This window comes from Streptomyces sp. CG4, assembly GCF_041080655.1.
Lineage (GTDB): Bacteria > Actinomycetota > Actinomycetes > Streptomycetales > Streptomycetaceae > Streptomyces.
Genome location: NZ_CP163525.1, coordinates 8,074,264 through 8,089,221 on the forward strand (window position 1 = coordinate 8,074,264; position 14,958 = coordinate 8,089,221).

The 14,958-nt window shown below is 70.5% G+C and carries 18 protein-coding genes and 1 pseudogene; 6 read left to right on the forward strand and 13 right to left on the reverse strand.

The genetic code is table 11. The features are described from left to right. Position 1: 1 nt before the first annotated feature. The 11 genes and pseudogenes from AB5L52_RS36990 to AB5L52_RS37040 all read right to left on the reverse strand — a co-directional run bounded on the left by AB5L52_RS36990 (position 2) and on the right by AB5L52_RS37040 (position 10,772). The gene (locus AB5L52_RS36990) at positions 2-292 is read right to left on the reverse strand and encodes an MrpF/PhaF family protein (protein WP_351578989.1); all 291 of its coding nucleotides are present in this window, start codon (positions 290-292) and stop codon (positions 2-4) included. Beyond that, positions 289-789 (reverse strand): hypothetical protein, encoded by a 501-nt coding sequence (locus tag AB5L52_RS36995; protein ID WP_369367820.1) that lies wholly within the window; start codon positions 787-789, stop codon positions 289-291. The genes AB5L52_RS36990 and AB5L52_RS36995 overlap by 4 nt, the downstream gene beginning before the upstream one ends. Positions 790-1,068: 279 nt before the next feature. Beyond that, a complete protein-coding gene (locus tag AB5L52_RS37000) occupies positions 1,069-1,224 on the reverse strand; it encodes a DUF6131 family protein (RefSeq protein WP_351578983.1) in 156 nt (51 codons plus the stop codon). A gap of 33 nt (positions 1,225-1,257) precedes the next feature. Further along, a complete protein-coding gene (locus tag AB5L52_RS37005; RefSeq protein WP_351578980.1) occupies positions 1,258-1,788 on the reverse strand; it encodes a hypothetical protein in 531 nt (176 codons plus the stop codon). A gap of 20 nt (positions 1,789-1,808) precedes the next feature. Further along, positions 1,809-2,366 carry a hypothetical protein gene (locus AB5L52_RS37010; protein ID WP_351578977.1) on the reverse strand — a complete coding sequence of 186 codons (558 nt, stop codon included), beginning with the start codon at positions 2,364-2,366 and terminating at the stop codon, positions 1,809-1,811. Between the two features lie 89 nt (positions 2,367-2,455). Continuing rightward, positions 2,456-3,565 (reverse strand): enolase C-terminal domain-like protein, encoded by a 1,110-nt coding sequence (locus AB5L52_RS37015; protein WP_369367821.1) that lies wholly within the window; start codon positions 3,563-3,565, stop codon positions 2,456-2,458. After that, positions 3,562-5,352 (reverse strand): thiamine pyrophosphate-requiring protein, encoded by a 1,791-nt coding sequence (locus tag AB5L52_RS37020; RefSeq protein WP_369367822.1) that lies wholly within the window; start codon positions 5,350-5,352, stop codon positions 3,562-3,564. Before AB5L52_RS37020 ends, AB5L52_RS37015 begins: the two co-directional genes overlap by 4 nt. A gap of 36 nt (positions 5,353-5,388) precedes the next feature. Beyond that, positions 5,389-8,442, reverse strand: coding sequence for an FAD-binding and (Fe-S)-binding domain-containing protein (locus AB5L52_RS37025; protein ID WP_369367823.1), 3,054 nt, complete (start codon positions 8,440-8,442; stop codon positions 5,389-5,391). Next, on the reverse strand, positions 8,439-8,762 hold the full coding sequence (locus AB5L52_RS37030) for a hypothetical protein (protein ID WP_369367824.1): 324 nt from the start codon (positions 8,760-8,762) through the stop codon (positions 8,439-8,441). Before AB5L52_RS37030 ends, AB5L52_RS37025 begins: the two co-directional genes overlap by 4 nt. Before the next feature lie 21 nt (positions 8,763-8,783). Continuing rightward, positions 8,784-9,739 (reverse strand): annotated as a pseudogene (locus tag AB5L52_RS37035) (LLM class F420-dependent oxidoreductase). 343 nt (positions 9,740-10,082) lie between these two features. Further along, the gene (locus tag AB5L52_RS37040; protein ID WP_351579048.1) at positions 10,083-10,772 is read right to left on the reverse strand and encodes an HAD family hydrolase; all 690 of its coding nucleotides are present in this window, start codon (positions 10,770-10,772) and stop codon (positions 10,083-10,085) included. Positions 10,773-10,948: 176 nt separating this feature from the next. Between AB5L52_RS37040 and AB5L52_RS37045 the strand changes: the two genes are divergently transcribed. The 3 genes from AB5L52_RS37045 (at position 10,949) to AB5L52_RS37055 (ending at position 12,769) form a co-directional block, all read left to right on the forward strand. Further along, positions 10,949-11,425, forward strand: a complete 477-nt coding sequence (locus tag AB5L52_RS37045; protein WP_351578962.1) for an SRPBCC family protein — start codon at positions 10,949-10,951, stop codon at positions 11,423-11,425. A 240-nt stretch (positions 11,426-11,665) separates the two neighbouring features. Continuing rightward, positions 11,666-12,133 carry a hemerythrin domain-containing protein gene (locus AB5L52_RS37050; protein WP_351578959.1) on the forward strand — a complete coding sequence of 156 codons (468 nt, stop codon included), beginning with the start codon at positions 11,666-11,668 and terminating at the stop codon, positions 12,131-12,133. Positions 12,134-12,274: 141 nt separating this feature from the next. Further along, entirely contained in the window at positions 12,275-12,769 is a 495-nt protein-coding gene (locus tag AB5L52_RS37055) for a hypothetical protein (RefSeq protein WP_369367825.1), read from the forward strand. Between the two features lie 49 nt (positions 12,770-12,818). Here AB5L52_RS37055 and AB5L52_RS37060 read toward each other — a convergent pair whose 3' ends face one another. Then, positions 12,819-13,001, reverse strand: coding sequence for a hypothetical protein (locus AB5L52_RS37060; protein ID WP_369367827.1), 183 nt, complete (start codon positions 12,999-13,001; stop codon positions 12,819-12,821). 122 nt (positions 13,002-13,123) lie between these two features. Between AB5L52_RS37060 and AB5L52_RS37065 the strand changes: the two genes are divergently transcribed. The 3 genes from AB5L52_RS37065 to AB5L52_RS37075 are packed head-to-tail and all read left to right on the forward strand — an operon-like array spanning position 13,124 to position 14,657. Then, a complete protein-coding gene (locus AB5L52_RS37065; RefSeq protein WP_351578953.1) occupies positions 13,124-13,873 on the forward strand; it encodes a UdgX family uracil-DNA binding protein in 750 nt (249 codons plus the stop codon). A 2-nt stretch (positions 13,874-13,875) separates the two neighbouring features. Then, positions 13,876-14,322, forward strand: coding sequence for a DNA-formamidopyrimidine glycosylase family protein (locus AB5L52_RS37070; RefSeq protein ID WP_369367829.1), 447 nt, complete (start codon positions 13,876-13,878; stop codon positions 14,320-14,322). A 26-nt stretch (positions 14,323-14,348) separates the two neighbouring features. Then, complete coding sequence (locus AB5L52_RS37075) at positions 14,349-14,657, forward strand: hypothetical protein (RefSeq protein ID WP_369367830.1); 309 nt, start codon at positions 14,349-14,351, stop codon at positions 14,655-14,657. Positions 14,658-14,670: 13 nt separating this feature from the next. On the opposite strand, the gene AB5L52_RS37080 is transcribed toward AB5L52_RS37075, so the two are convergent. After that, the gene (locus tag AB5L52_RS37080) at positions 14,671-14,949 is read right to left on the reverse strand and encodes a hypothetical protein (RefSeq protein WP_369367831.1); all 279 of its coding nucleotides are present in this window, start codon (positions 14,947-14,949) and stop codon (positions 14,671-14,673) included. Positions 14,950-14,958: the final 9 nt, after the last annotated feature.

Sequence of the window (14,958 nt, forward strand, 5' to 3'; positions counted from 1 at the left end):
GTCACGGCTTCCCATGAGTCTGGGCATCGGGGGCCTCGATCGACCGGCCGCCGAGGAAACGGGAGAAGACCAGCGTTCCGGCGGGTCCCAGGACGGCGAGGACGAGGCCGAGGTCGGCGAAGGAACTGCGGCCGAACCCCTGGGCCGTCAGCAGCAGAACGGCGGTGACGACGGAGGTCGCCAGGCTGAGCCCCGCGAGCCTCTCGACCGCCGAGTCCCGGCCGGCGGCCCAGACGCACGGCGGCATACCCAGGGTCAGCAGGACTGCGATCGCGAGTAGCCAGGCGTTCACCGGCGCATCCCTTCGGTGAGCACATCCTCCAGGCTCGTACGGTCATCGGAGAGAAAGTGCGCAACGGCTGTCTGCGAGGCTCGCCCCGTCCTCCGCGGTTCGCCTCCGTGTACGTCGACGACGTATGCGCCGGGGGTGGACGACAGCAGGGCGCAGGCCCACGCGGCACCCGTTCCGGGAGAAAGCGTCATCATCTTCAGGCTCCCTTGCGAGGAATGGCCGCCGAGGGCACGCGCGGTGGCCAGGCACAGTCTGCTCAGGTCGGTGAGAACCGCGCCGGGCCACGCGAGCACGGCCGCTCCCCATCGCCGGGTGCCGCCCAGCCGGGCACCGGACGCCGAGTGGACGGCCCGGGCGGCGACCGCCGCGATCAGCGCTCCGCCCGCGACGACGACGACTTCGAGGGGCGAGACGGTGCTGATGAACAGGACGTTGACGACGACCAGCACCACCCACCAGGCCAGTACCTCGCCGAGTGCCACCCGTGCCTCGCGCATCACCCCTCCTCACCCACAGCCGTCGTGGACCAGCAACGTGTACCGCGCGCCGCCACCGCCATGCCCTGCGCACGCCGGGGAGAGCGACCCCTCGGGCCGAGCATCACCGCGATGGAGCATCGCGTCCGAGGCGGGTAACCACGCCATCGGGTATCACCCGGATGTCGGCTGCGGCAGACGCGGTCCCGTCGGTGGGCGGCATGGAGGCGCCCACCTACGGGACCGCTCGTGCCGCCATCGGCCTCGGCGAGCGGCGCGCCTTGTGGAACCCGGGCGCGTCTACCAGTAGTGGCGTCGGCCGCCGACGGCGTGGCCGACGGACCCGAGGAGGAACAGGATGGCGCCGACGACGAGCAGGATGATTCCGATCGTCCACAGGATGCCGATGTGCAGGACGAATCCGACGATGAGGAGGATGACGCCGAGTGCGATCATGGCGCTCTTCTTTCTCTCCGGCTGGTGAGTTTCTCAGGTGGTGAGCAGGCGGTTGAAGAAAGAGCGGTAGTGCCGCAGGGCCATACGCAGGGCTTCGGTGTCGGCCTGCCCGCCCCGGCTCCACTGTTCTTCGAGCGTCTTCTTGTGCTGGTCGAACGTCGTGGCGAGCGTCTGCATGAGGTTGGCGACCAGGCTGTCCGCGGCTTGCACCGCTTCACGGGGATCGTCGACGAAGGTGGTCTGGATCTTCTCCCAGCGATTGCGGAAGTCGTCCGCGTCCTCGGCCGTCAACAATTGCGGCATCTCGTCCGCGTCCCCGGTCCGTGCTTTCGCCGCATCGCCGGCCGCGGGGTCTTTCGTCTCGCGGAACGTGGTGTCGTCGGACGCGTCCGCCCCTTTGGCATCCTCGCCCTCGCCCGGGTAGACCGGGGGACTTGGGGCGGTGCTCGAGGCTGCGTCGGTCTCGCGGGGTTGTGCGAGGTCTTCGGTGGACAGTCCGCTGTCGGTGGTGTGCGGTGTGTCGTCGTGTTGCATAACTGCTCCGTGTAACTGCTCCGTGTCCATCGGTCCCGGCTGTCGGGATGTCACGCCGGGACATGGCGGGTCTGGCCGCCGTCGGAGAGAAGTTCGTCGAACAGTGCCCGGTAGTGGACCATGGCGCTGCGCAACTGTTCGGTGGTGGCCTTGTGGCCCTCGCTGAGCGTGTCGATCTCGTGGGCGGCCCTGTAGTGCTCGAGGGTGCGGCTGTGTTCCACGGAAAGGTCCTTCAGCTGCTGGTCGTAGCCTTCGGTGGGATAGCCGCGTTCCTGCATGACGGAGGTCACCAGTCGATCCGCGTCGTGCACGGCGTCCTCCGGGCGGTCCACGAACTCGTGCTGCACGTGTTCCCAGTCCCGTGTGTAGCGCTCGCGGAGACGGTCGGGCAGGGGCTTGATGTCGAGATTGTCGTGTCGCTTCTCGCGCGCGCTGAGCTCGCGCTCGGCGGCGAGCCTGCTGTCGGCGGCGTCGACCGTCCGTTCGTACTCGGGGCCGTAGCGCTCCCGCAGGGCCCGGTGCCGCATGAAGAGAGCCAGGCCCACGGCGAACAGCACGACGACCACCGCGACGGGAATGACGATCGCCAGAAGTGTGCCGGTGGACATCGTGCCACCTCCTTCCGGATAATCCGATGTTTTCCGTGTTCCCGTTCTCTGCGAATTACTCCTTTTCGTGGAAAGGCGTAGGCGTCCCTTCAACCGGTTCGGTAGGGAGCCGCTCGCTCGCCCGCGATGCTCAGGCCCAGGCCTGGTGCCTGTGCCTGGCCGACAGCGAGGGAGCCGCCCTCAGCGTCCAAGGTGCCGTCGAAGAGCAGCCGCTCGATCCTGACGTGGTCGTGGAACCATTCCAGATGGCGCAGATTGGGCACCGCGGCCGCAGCGTGCACGTGGACGTGCGGGGCGCAGTGGCCCGAGATCTCCAGGCCGTGGCTCTGGGCCAGAGCGGCGACGCGTAGCCCTTCCGTGATGCCGCCGCACCGCGTGACGTCGGCCTGGAGGCAGTCGACGGCGCGGGCGGCGAGCATGTGCCGGAAGTACGACAGCGTGTAGCCGTACTCGCCGGCCGTGACGTCGGGCGTGACCTGGGTGCGGATGGCGGCCAGGGCATCGGGATGGTCGGAGGAGACAGGTTCCTCGAACCACACGACGCCTTCGTCGGCGAGACCCGCGGCCACACGGACCGCCTGCTTCATGCCGTAGCCGCCGTTGGCGTCCACGTACAGCCCGGTCTTCGGCCCGACGACGGCGCGCGCCTGGGTGACGCGGCGCAGGTCCCGGTCCTCGCATCGGCCCCACGACTCCCCGATCTTGATCTTGACGCGCGGTATGCCCTCCGTCTCCACCCAGCCGCGCAACTGCCGCTCCAGACGGCTGTCGTCGTAGGCGGTGAAGCCGCCGCTGCCGTAGACAGGCACGTCGTCGCGGGCCGCTCCGAGAAGCTGGACCAGAGGAAGGCCGAGCACACGTGCCTTGGCGTCCCACAGGGCGATGTCGACGGCGGAGAGGGCCTGGGCCGCGACACCGGGCAGACCCGCGTTGCGTACGGCGCGGGCCATGGCCTCGTTCGCCCGGGGTACGTCGAGAACGGAGACGCCGGTGACGACGTCCGCGAGCAGGCCGTCGATGACACGGGCCGCGGCGGGCGGGGCGTACGTGTAGCCGAGGCCGGTGACCGTCCCGCAGTGGACGGTGGCCAGGACCAGGGTGGTGCTGTCCCAGGCGAGGGTGCCGTCCGCCTCGGGCGTGTCGGTGGGGACGGTGTAGACCTCGCTGGTCAGGCGTTCCACCGGCCGGGCGTCCGTCACCGGTGGCCTCCGGGCAGGAACTCCTGAACCTTGGCCCTGAAGCCCTGCCGGATCATGGCGGCCCGGTCGCTGTCGCCCTTGAGGACGGATGCCGCGGCTGCTTCGATCTGGTCGAGCGTGGCATGCGGCGGGATCGGAGGTACGGCGGGGTCGGTCACGAAGTCGAGCACGCCGGGGCGGTCGGCCGCCAGGGCGGCCTCCCAGGCACCCGTCACACCGTCTGGCTTCTCGATCCGCATGCCGGCCAGGCCGAGCGAGCGGGCGAAGTCGGCGTACCCGACGTCGGGGATCGACTGCGAGGGCAGGAACTGCGGGGCGCCCTCCATCGCGCGCATCTCCCAGGTCACCTGGTTGAGGTCCCGGTTGTTGAAGACGGCGACGATCAGTCGCGGATCGGCCCAGTCCCGCCAGTACTTGGCGACGGTGATCAGCTCGGCCATGCCGTTCATCTGCATCGCCCCGTCACCGACCAGGGCGATCGCCGGCCGGTCGCCGTGCGCGAACTTCGCGCCGATGGCGTACGGCACGCCGGGCCCCATGGTGGCCAGCGTCCCCGACAGCGAGCCGCGCATCGCGCCGCGCAGCTTCAGGTGCCGGGCGTACCAGTTGGCGGCCGAGCCCGAGTCGGAGGACAGGATGACGTCGTCCGGGAGCAGTCCGCTGAGCGCGTGGGTGACGTACTCCGGGTTGACCGGGTCGGCCTCGACGGTGGCCCGCCGTTCCATCACCTCCCACCAGCGTGCCACGTTGTCCTCGATCGTCTTCTGCCACGTCCGGTCCTCGGTCTGCTCCAGCAGCGGCAGCAGCCGGCGCAGCGTGCGTGCGGCGTCGCCGACGAGGTTGACCTCGAACGGGTAGCGCAGCCCGACCATGTGCGGGTCGATGTCGATCTGCACGGCCCGTGCCTGGCCGAACTCCGGCAGGAACTGCGTGTAAGGGAAGGACGAACCGATCACGAGCAGCGTGTCGCAGTCGCGCATCATCTCGTACGACGGCCGGGTGCCCAGCAGGCCGATGGCGCCGGTGACGTAGGGCAGGTCGTCGTCCAGGGTGTCCTTGCCCAGCAGGGCCTTGGCGACTCCGGCGCCGAGCCGCTCGGCGACCTCCGTGACCTCCGTTCGCGCGCCGCGCGCGCCCTGGCCGATCAGGACGGCCGTCTTCCCGCCCGAGTTGAGTACATCGGCGGCTCGTTGCAGGTCGTCGTCGTCCGGCACCGCCGTGGAGTGCGGCATGCCGAGGCTGGAGGGGACCATCTTGAAGGCGTGCTCGGGCGGCGAGTAGTCCAGTTCCTGGACGTCGGCGGGGACGATCAGGGCCGTCACCGAGCGGCGTGCCATCGCCGTGCGCAGCGCGCGGTCGAGGACGTTCGGGAGCTGCTCGGGGACGGTGACCATCTCGCAGAAGTCCGAGGCGACGTCCTTGTACAGGCTGATGAGGTCGACTTCCTGCTGGTACGAGCCGCCCATGGCGCTGCGGTTGGTCTGCCCGACGATCGCGACCACGGGCACGTGGTCGAGTTTGGCGTCGTACAGGCCGTTGAGGAGGTGGATGGCGCCGGGGCCGGAGGTCGCGGCGCAGACACCGACCCGGCCGGAGAACTTGGCGTATCCCACGGCCTCGAAGGCGGACATCTCCTCGTGGCGGGACTGGACGAAGCGGGGGTTGTTCTCGGCTCGCCCCCAGGCGGCGAGGAGACCGTTGATCCCGTCGCCGGGATAGGCGAAGACATGCTCCACGTCCCACTCGCGCAGGCGCTGGAGGATGTAGTCGGACACCTTCGTCGACATGGTTCGCGATCCTTTCCGGCGGGGGTGCAGTTGCGGTTACCGGCGGCGCAGCGTTCGTACGGCGAGTGGACCGGCCGTCGCGAGGAGTGCGGCGGTGCCGGCCGCCGTCGCCCAACGGGCTCCGGCGGACGGTGGCTCGGGGCGGGCGGCGAGGCGTTCGGGTTGTTCGGCGGGCAGGTTGCCGGCGAGACCGAGAGCCAGCGCCTCGGCCAGGTGCAGGGCCCGGCGCCCGGTGCCGCCCTGCTCGATCTGGGTGCGGCAACTGAAGCCGTCGGCGAGCACGAGGGCGCTCGGCGCCGCCGCGCGGACGGACGGCAGGACCCCCAGCTCGCCTATCGCCAGGGACACGTCGTGATGGCCCCGTTCGAAGCCGAAGTTGCCGGCCAGGCCGCAGCAGCCCTCGTCCAGGACATCGGCGTCCAGGCCGGCGCGGCGCATCAGCTCACGATCGGCGTCGAACTTCATGACCGCGTGCTGGTGGCAGTGGGTCTGCACGGTCGCCTGCCTGGCCAGTCGGGGCGGACTCCATGTGGCGGGCGCGTGCTCAACCAGTTGCTCGGCGAAGGTGCGCGTCTGCTTCGCCAGCCGCCGCACGTCCTCGTCGCCGGGGAGCAGTTCGGGGGCGTCGGAGCGGAACACGGCCGTGCAGGACGGCTCCAGGCCGATGACGGGGGTTCCCGCGTCGAGATAGGGACGCAGTGCCCGCGTGGTGCGGCGCAACACCCGCTGGGCCGTGGCGAGTTGGCCCGTGGAGATCCACGTCAGCCCGCAGCACAGGGGCGTGTCGGGTACGGCGACCCGGAATCCGGCGTCTTCGAGGAGCCGTGCCGCGGAGACCGCCACCGACGGATGGAAGTGGTTGCTGAAGGTGTCCGGCCACAGGAGTACCGTCGCCGGATCGGCCGGGTCGGGCCGCTGCCTGCCGTTCTCCTGCCACCAGTGCACGAACGACCGCTCGGCGAAGAGCGGAGCCGTCCTGTCCGGTTCGACGCCGGCGAGCCACCGTCCCGTCCGGCCGAGGCCCGGGGCGTCCAGCACGGCGTTCGCCAACCAGGGGACGTGAGAGGCCAGCTGTGCCCACAGCGGCAGCCAGCCCAGCGAGTAGTGGGCGGCGGGGCGGAGCCGGCCGGCGTAGTGGTGGGAGAGGAACTCCGCCTTGTACGTGGCCATGTCCACGCCGGTCGGGCAGTCGGACTTGCATCCCTTGCAGGCCAGGCACAGGTCCAGGGCGTCGCGCACCTCGGTCGAGCGCCACCCGTCGGTGACCGTGGAGTCCGGATGCCCGTCGAGCATCTCGAACAGCAGCCGCGCCCGGCCCCGGGTGGAGTGCTCCTCCTCCCGTGTGGCCCGGTAGGAGGGACACATCACGCCGCCACGCCGGCTGCGGCAGTTGCCGATGCCCACGCAGCGCAGCACCGCCCGGGTGAAGGAGTGGTCGTCCTCGGGATACCCGAAGCGGGTCTCCGGGTCGGCGGGACGCCAGTCCCCACCCAGACGCAACTCGCTGTCGACCGGGTTCGGGTCGACGACCTTGCCCGGATTCATCCGGTTGTCCGGGTCGAACAAGGCCTTCAGCTCGCCGAAGGCGGTCACCAGCCGTTCGCCGAACATCCGGGTGAGCAGCTGACCGCGGGCCTGACCGTCCCCGTGCTCACCCGACAGCGAGCCGCCGTAGGACGTGACGAGATCGGCGGCCCGCTCCACGAACCGGCGGAAGTCCGCGACGCCCTGGGCGGTCCGCAGCCCGAACGGGATGCGGGTGTGCACACAGCCCTGCCCGAAGTGGCCGTACAGGGAAGGGTCGTCGTAGTCGAACTCGTCGAACAGGCGCTTCAGATCCCGCAGATAGTTACCCAGCCGTTCCGGCGGTACGGCCGAGTCCTCCCAGCCCTCCCAGGTCTCCCGGTCGTCCGGCGGGCGTGCCGTCACCCCGAGGCCGGCCTCCCGGGCCCTGAGCATCTCCTGCTCGCGCGAGGGTTGGTCGGAGAAGGCGACCGAGAGGTCGTGCTCGGCGCGGCCGATCGCCTTCAGCAGGGCGTGGGCCTGCTCGTCCACGTCCTCCTGGCTGTCCCCGGAGAACTGCGTGAGCAGCCAGCTGTCACCCTGGGGGAGGGCGGCGAGCGAGTCGAGATAGGCGTGCTCCTCGCGCATCAGCTGGGCCATGCGGCCGTCCAGAGCCTCCAGTTGGGTGGGGGCGCAGTGCTCCAGCAGATGAGGCACGTCATCCGCGGCCCGGCAGATGTCGTCGTACCCGAGCACGAGCAGCGACTGGCAGGGGGGCACCGGGACGAGATCGAGTTCGGCGTGCAGGACGGTCACCAGGGTGCCTTCGCTGCCGACCAGGGCCCGTGCGACGTCGAAGCCGTTTTCCGGGAGCAACGAGTCGAGGTTGTAGCCGGAGACCCGGCGTGGGATCTTCGGGTAGCCGCGCCGGATGTCGGCCAGGTAGGTAGCGACGATCCGGTCCAGGCCGTCGTAGATCTCCGCCCGCCGCCCGCGCTCCGCGGCGATCCGCGCACGCTCGGCCCGGCCGGTGGGTCCCACCCACATGCGCAGCCCGTCGTAGGTCATGACCTCCAGCCGGCGTACGTTGTCGGCCGTCTTGCCGTAGGCCTGCGCGGAGGCGCCGCACGAGTTGTTGCCGATCATGCCGCCCAGGGCGCAGTGGCTGTGTGTCGAGGGCTTAGGGCCGAACTGCAGCCGGTGATCGGTGAGCCGGCGGTTGAGTTCGTCGAGGACGATGCCCGGCTCGACGACACAGGTGCGGGCCTCGGGGTCGACGGCGACGAGGTGGTCGCAGTACTTGGTCCAGTCGATCACGACGGCCGTGTTGGTGCTCTGCCCGGCCAGGCTGGTGCCTCCGCCGCGCGACAGCACGGGCGCGTCGAACCGGGCGCAGATCTCCACCGCGTGGGCTCCCGCCTCGACTGACCGGGGGACGACCACGCCGAGGGGTACCTGCCGGTAGTTGGAGCCGTCGGTGGCGTAGGCACCCCGGCTCCCCGCATCGAACCGGACCTCGGCGTCGGCCCCGGCGCGCAGGGCCGCGGCCAGTGCGTCGAGGCTGGTTCCACGGATGCGTTCAGTCATGATCGTATTCCCCCTGGGAGCAGTGGACTGTCCGGTACGGGCCGTGTGCTTGCCGTGGCGATCAGGGTGCCCATGCCGGCGTGCGGCCGAGCCGACGCCCGTTCCGGCAGCTCCCCGTAGTGGGAGCGGCACGTCCCGAAGCCGTCGTTCGCGTAGATCACCAGAACGTCCGCCTTCCGGGCCCGGCCGCGAGGCTCGGCCAGGACGGGCACGGCGCGCTCGGCGGCCGGCACCGGCAGCACGGCGTGCTCGTGGTCGTACGCGTTGATCGTGTCGATCACGACGAGTGTGTTGCCGTCGGTCTCCGCGGGTCCGGGCACGGTGTCCACCACCTCGCGCGGTCAGTCCCGAAGCCGGGGCAGGACCTTGGTGCGGTAGAAGTCGAAGAAGCCCTGCTGGTCCGCGCCGATCTGGTTGACGTACACACCGTCGAAGCCCGCGTCGACGAACGCGGACAGCGCCTCGACGTGGGCGTCCGGATCGTCGCCGCATCGCACGGCCCGGGCCACCCGCTCCTCGGTGACCAGCTCGGAGGCCTGCTCGAAGTGGGTCGGGGTGGGCAGGACCTGCGGGAGTTCGCCGGGCAGCTGCTCGGTGGCCCACAGGCGGTGCGCGGTGCGGACCGCCTCCCGCTCGTCCGTGCCCCAGCACACCTTCAGCCCGCCGTACACCGGTTTGCTCCCGCCGCCACCTCGCCGGAAACGCTCCACCACGGCCTCATCGGGCGCCATGGTGATCAGCCCGTCACCGACGCGGGCCGCGACCTCGGCGGCCTGTGGGCCGAAGGCCGACACATCGATCGGCACCGGTTCGTCCGGGACCGTGTACAGGCGGGCGTTCTCGACGGTGTAGTGCTTGCCGTGGTGGCTGATCTGCTCCCCGGTCAACAGCCGCCGGATGATCTGGAGGGCCTCCTCCAGCATCTCCAGCCGTACCGGTACCTCCGGCCAGACGGCGCCGAGGATGTGCTCGTTGAGCGCCTCGCCGGTACCCACGCCCAGCCGGAAGCGCCCGTCCAGCTGCACCGCGCTGGTCGCGGCGGCCTGGGCGATCACCGCGGGTGGGTGCGCAGCAGCGGACAGGTGACTGCCGTTTCCACGGGCAGCGACACCGCCTGTGACAGAGCGCCGATCACCGACCACACGAACGGGCTCTGGCCCTGCTGGCCGTTCCACGGGTGATAGTGGTCCGATATCCACAGCGACTCGAAGCCGGCCTGCTCGGCCATGCGTGCCTGCTCGACAAGGTCCGCCGGGCCGTGCTCCTCGCACGACAGGAAGTATCCGAAGCCGGGCATCGCGCCTCCCAGAGGGAACATGTCGGTGATCCTGGACGCGCCGGGTACCCCCCGGATCGGCAGGTCTAACTGGGTGCGTCCGTGGTGCCGTCCTGAATGGGCGATACGGGCACATGTCTTTCGGCCCCGGCAGCCCGGACGGTCACTCCCGGGAAGGGGGCAGAGCGGCCCAGGTCGCCCAGGTTGAATCTCGCGGCGGATGGCGGTCCCGTGCCATTGCTTGCATGCGGTTGATGCACCGCTCAGCCGCATACATCAATCGAACCTGGATATTCCGGCTGCGGGGGCGGCGCCGATCCCATCAGATCCGATGGGCTATGGGGCCGCAGTTCGGCAGCCGCCGTCATGCCAGCGGGCTCCGTGGTAGCGAGGCGAGCAGGTGGGCCGGGTCCGCGAAGACGGCTTCGGCGCCGGCCTCCTCCAGCTCGTTACGCGGAATGCCGCCACAGAGAAGCCCCACGCACCGCACGCCCGCACGGCTGCCCGCCCGCATGTCCCACACGGTGTCGCCGACGAACACAGCACGCTCCGCCGGGATCCCGGCCAGCTCCAAGGCCCTCTCCACGGGCTCGGGGGCCGGTTTGCCCTTGGTGACGTCATCGGCACTCGCTGTCGCCGTGATCGCGTCGTCCGCGTCGATCGCACGCCGCAGCGCAGACAGCTCGCTGCCACTCGCCGATGTGGCGAGGACGACCGTCCAGCCGTCTGTGGCCAGCCGCCGCAGCAGACGTCCCGCGCCCGGCAGCGCGGCGAGGAGTTCGAAATGCTGGGCATAGAGCGTCTTGTGGGCTGCTCTGAGATCGGCACCTTCCTCCTCGGCCCGGTCCGAACCGAGAAGATGGGCGACAAGGTCCTCTGAACCGAGCCCGACCGCCCGATGGATCGCGTGCGTCGGCACTCGGTGGCCTGCCTGACGGAACGCCTCCCACCAGGTCACGACGTGCAGATGATTGGTGTCGACGAGAGTTCCGTCCACATCGAACACGGCTGCGCGGCCGTTGTCGTTGCCCGAATGGCTCTTGATTGTGGACATGACGAGACTCCTCTGGATGTCATGACCGGCCACCTCAGCCTGGCTCGAGTGGCTGCCGGGTTCCCGCCAAGGCGGTATGGCACGCACGGCCCCTGCCATGGGGGAGGACAGCTGTCTTCGCCGCACTCTTCCTGGGTACCCGGTGCTCCCCACCACGAGCCGACAAGGAGGAACCCATGAGTTCGGTCAAGGAAACGGTCGACGTGGCGGCCCCGCTCCGCATCGCGTACAACCAGTGGACTCAGTTCGAGGAATTCCCCCTCTTCATGGAAGGCGTCGACGAGGTCAGGCAACTCGACGACCGCCACAACCACTGGACCACCAGTATCGGCGGGGTACGGCGCGAGTTCGACACGGAGATCGTCGATCAGCTTCCGGACGACCGCATCACCTGGCGATCCGTCGCGGGAGACACCCGGCAGCGCGGATCGGTCCGGTTCGAGCGCATCGACGAGACGCACACACGTGTGGAACTCACGATGGATGTCGAGCCGACAGGCATCGCCGAGAAAGGCGCGGACGCGCTGGGCATGATCGACCGGAGGGTCAAAGGCGACCTGAGCCGCTTCAAGGACTACCTCGAAAGCCGCGGCCGCGAGAGCGGCGGCTGGCGCGGCCGCATCCGCCCCGCAGACCCCGGCTCTCCTCTCTGACGAGGTGCACGGGCATCCTCGACGTACCCGAGCCCTCGATGGCGCACGCCCGGGTCGGGCCCCGGGCTCGCTGTCGGCCGGGCTCGGTCGCGGCGCACGGTGGCGTCGGCAGGGCCCGGCGTGAACCGCCGATGAGGTGGTACCGCGCCACCTGCGAGTTGCGGTGTGCAAGGGCCTGCGCCGGGCGGCACAGACCAACCGAACGGACGAAAGGCGGAACGCACGAGGGGACACGGCGGAATGCTGCTCGACGAGGTGATAGCCGACCACCGCGAGGTCGAGGAGATGTTCGGCCGCCTCCAGGCCATTCCCACGGGCGGCCGGCAACTGCGTGACCTCTCGGACGAGCTCACCACGGAGCTGGGGGTGCTGCACCCGGTCGCCGAGGAGCAGTACCTGCACGCGGCGGTGCGCGAACACACCGAGGGCGGCGCCCGGCTCGCGGACAAGGAGATCGCCGACCACGGCCGCGTCGAGAAGATCCTCGGGCCAAGGCCATGGCCCCCACTCGCCCACACCCCTCCGCGCCGAGCAACCCGACAGCCAGCAAGCTCCTCTCGCCGGGCGCCGGCTGGTGGACCGGACCCGCGACTTCGCCACCGGCCGCGGCAAGTCCTGGCCCGGGGTTTCGGCGACGTGCCAGGGGCCGGGCCGCCCAGGAGGGATGCCCGGCCCCTCGCGCCCGAACACGAACAGGGCACAGCGTGACCTCGGTCGTGCCCCAGGGACCTGGATGCCGCCTAGACTGGTTGGCCACGAACGGGGCAGCGTCGTCCCCGCGCACCAGCTCCAACTCGCGCACCCGACCAACCGGAGGGGGCGAGCACGCTCCCAGGGAAACCGATCGCCGTGCCCACCGATCTGACACCCGTGATATATGCGTGCGCCCGATGGCTCCTTGCCGCCTACCCGCCGCCCGCAGGCGCGCTCAGCAGTGCCCTGGCCGAGGCCCAAGCACGCCAGGCCGCCGAGCTTGCCGCCCATCTGCGGTACCCCACCGGCCTTGACGTGCAACTGCTCCACCTGTGCGGCCCGGGCGGAGCCGACCAGCCGGACGCGCGCACGGGACACGGTCCGCACGAGGACGTCAGCGCGTGGCGGACCTGGGTGGACGAGAGCGTCGTCAGTGCGGCCGCCTGCCTGCTGTCCGACCGCTCTCTTGCCGTTCAGGCACAGCAGGTAGTGGCCGCAACCGAGCACCGGACCGATACTGGCGGCCTGCGATGGCTCGTCGACCCGGGCACCCACGACAGCGAAGCCACCGTGTTGTTGCGCCACCCCGACCTGGTCGGACCCGTCGCCGCCCTGCACCGGTCCCAGCTACTGGAGCTGCTGGACGTCTAGGCCGTCGGGACGGCGTGACGCCTTCCGCGAAGGCACGTTGGTCTGCCGGTCACAGGGACCGGGGGCCGGTCGCCGGAGGGCCGGACTTCTCGTGGTCCTCCGCCTCGTCGCCCTCGGCCTTGGCCCGCACGTCCCGTGGGGTCGGGGTCACGATGTTCCGTTCCTCCGCGGACCGCTCTCGTGTCTTTTCGTCGGGCTGAGTGTCGCCCCTGCGGTTGCGGTTGGCATTCATGGCAACGTCCTCTCCCTCTGTTCCAGTCGGCGGCCGGTGTCCATCCCGCGAGTACCCGGGTACTCGGAACCCGTAACCGCCTGTGCAGAGCTCAGTGCCAGGATGAGAAGGGGCGACAGGCCATGGCCGGGACGACTGCCGAGGCACTCGGCCGGGATCATGACGCGACGCCGTACCTCCCGGGACGGCGCGCGGGACTGCCCGGGCTGCGGAAAGCTGCCGCGCAGTGCCGGGGCTGTCCGCTGTACCGAGACGCGACCCAGACCGTGTTCGGCGAGGGCGACACGACCGCACGCGTCCTGCTCATCGGTGAGCAGCCCGGGGATCAGGAGGACCGTCAGGGCCGACCGTTCGTCGGCCCCGCGGGCAAGGTGCTGAGACGCGCCCTCGCTGATGCGGGCATCGACCCGGAGCGGGTCTACGTCACCAACGCAGTCAAACACTTCAAGTTCACCCTCCCCGAGGGTCGTAAGCGCCGGATCCACAAAGCCCCGACACTCCGTGAGATGACCGCCTGCCGGCCCTGGCTGAGGGCCGAGCTGAGAGTCGTGGCACCGCAGGTGGTCGTCGCGCTCGGCGGCACGGCAGGCAAGGCCCTGCTCGGCTCGGCCTTCCGGGTGTCCGAGCAACGCGGCGCGCTGCTGCCCTGGCCCGGCCTCGTCGGGAGCGGCGAAGACGGCGACGGGGCAGGCGGAGCCGAGCAGGGGATCACCGCGCTGGTGGCGACGATCCATCCGTCCGCCGTGCTGCGCGCCGACGACGCCGACCGCACGCGGGTCTACGACGGCCTCGTCGAAGATCTGCGCATCGTGTCACGCCTCCTGGCCGACGGTGACGGAACCGATCGGCGAGCTGAGGGCCGCAGGAGGTGACCATGCCGGAGTTGCCCGACGTCGAGGGCTTCCGTGACGTGCTGAACGGCTGTGGCCGGGGCAGGTGCGTCCGGCGGGTTGACGTGCACGATACGGATGTACTGCGCGGGGTCGGCGTGCGGCGCCTGCGGCGGGAGGTGGAGGGGCGGCGGCTCGGCCGGCCGTGGCGGCACGGGAAGGTGCTGATCGTCCCCGTAGGGGACGGCCAGGCCCCCGTCTGGCACTTCGGGATGACTGGCGAGCTCGTCTGCGCCCGCGCGGACGATCCGCCGGCCCCCCATGACCGGGTCGTTCTGACCTTCGCCGACGATCGGCAGTTGCGCTACCGCGACCAGCGCAAACTCCAGAGCATACGGCTGGCCCCGAATCAGCGTGCCCTGCAGCGGCTGCTGGACCGGCTCGGCCCCGACGCCCTCGAAATGCCCGCTCCGATTTCCTGGATCTGCTAGCCGCGCGGCGGGGCGCCGTCAAAGCCGTGCTCATGGACCAGTCCCTCATCGCCGGGCTCGGTAATCTGCTCAGCGACGAGATCCTGTGGCGCGCCCGAGTGGCCCCCGGGCGCCCAGCGCGGGGGCTCGACGACACCGAGGCGCGCCAGGTGTTCACGGCTATGCGCCGCGTACTCGCCACCGCCACACGTGCCGGTCGCGTACCACCGCGTCCAACCTGGCTCACCGGCCATCGCGACGACGGTGAACCGGTGTGCCACCGCTGCGGAGAACGGCTGCGTTCACAGCGTGTGGCCGGCCGACGCACCCTCTGGTGCACGCACTGCCAGCACTGATCGAGTCCCCTCACTAGCCGGAGGGCTCCTCGGGTACGGGATGGTCCGGATGGACCCCGGTGCGCCGTGGGGCGCCGCGCGGCCCTGCGCCTGCCTCGTCCACGTCGGGGACGTCTGCCTCGTCCACGTCGGGAACGTCGCCAGTGTCCTCCCGGTCGTCCGCACCGTTCCGCTCCGGCGTGCGGCGGTCGGTCGTGTGCGGGTCCCACCGGTCGTCTCCGTCCCCGGCCTGCTGGTCGGGAAGATCCCTCGGGAGGGGATGCGGGCCGTTCCGCTGCGGGCGTGGATTCATCGGTGTCTC

What these genes read in the sequence shown, in the direction of transcription:
- AB5L52_RS36995 (WP_369367820.1), bottom strand. Translation starts at nt 789, where the DNA reads ATGCGCGAGGCACGGGTGGCACTCGGCGAGGTACTGGCCTGGTGGGTG.
- AB5L52_RS37000 (WP_351578983.1), bottom strand. Translation starts at nt 1,224, where the DNA reads ATGATCGCACTCGGCGTCATCCTCCTCATCGTCGGATTCGTCCTGCAC.
- AB5L52_RS37005 (WP_351578980.1), bottom strand. Translation starts at nt 1,788, where the DNA reads ATGGACACGGAGCAGTTACACGGAGCAGTTATGCAACACGACGACACA.
- AB5L52_RS37010 (WP_351578977.1), bottom strand. Translation starts at nt 2,366, where the DNA reads ATGTCCACCGGCACACTTCTGGCGATCGTCATTCCCGTCGCGGTGGTC.
- AB5L52_RS37020 (WP_369367822.1), bottom strand. Translation starts at nt 5,352, where the DNA reads ATGTCGACGAAGGTGTCCGACTACATCCTCCAGCGCCTGCGCGAGTGG.
- AB5L52_RS37025 (WP_369367823.1), bottom strand. Translation starts at nt 8,442, where the DNA reads ATGACTGAACGCATCCGTGGAACCAGCCTCGACGCACTGGCCGCGGCC.
- AB5L52_RS37040 (WP_351579048.1), bottom strand. Translation starts at nt 10,772, where the DNA reads ATGTCCACAATCAAGAGCCATTCGGGCAACGACAACGGCCGCGCAGCC.
- AB5L52_RS37045 (WP_351578962.1), top strand. Translation starts at nt 10,949, where the DNA reads ATGAGTTCGGTCAAGGAAACGGTCGACGTGGCGGCCCCGCTCCGCATC.
- AB5L52_RS37050 (WP_351578959.1), top strand. Translation starts at nt 11,666, where the DNA reads ATGCTGCTCGACGAGGTGATAGCCGACCACCGCGAGGTCGAGGAGATG.
- AB5L52_RS37060 (WP_369367827.1), bottom strand. Translation starts at nt 13,001, where the DNA reads ATGAATGCCAACCGCAACCGCAGGGGCGACACTCAGCCCGACGAAAAG.
- AB5L52_RS37065 (WP_351578953.1), top strand. Translation starts at nt 13,124, where the DNA reads ATGGCCGGGACGACTGCCGAGGCACTCGGCCGGGATCATGACGCGACG.
- AB5L52_RS37070 (WP_369367829.1), top strand. Translation starts at nt 13,876, where the DNA reads ATGCCGGAGTTGCCCGACGTCGAGGGCTTCCGTGACGTGCTGAACGGC.
- AB5L52_RS37080 (WP_369367831.1), bottom strand. Translation starts at nt 14,949, where the DNA reads ATGAATCCACGCCCGCAGCGGAACGGCCCGCATCCCCTCCCGAGGGAT.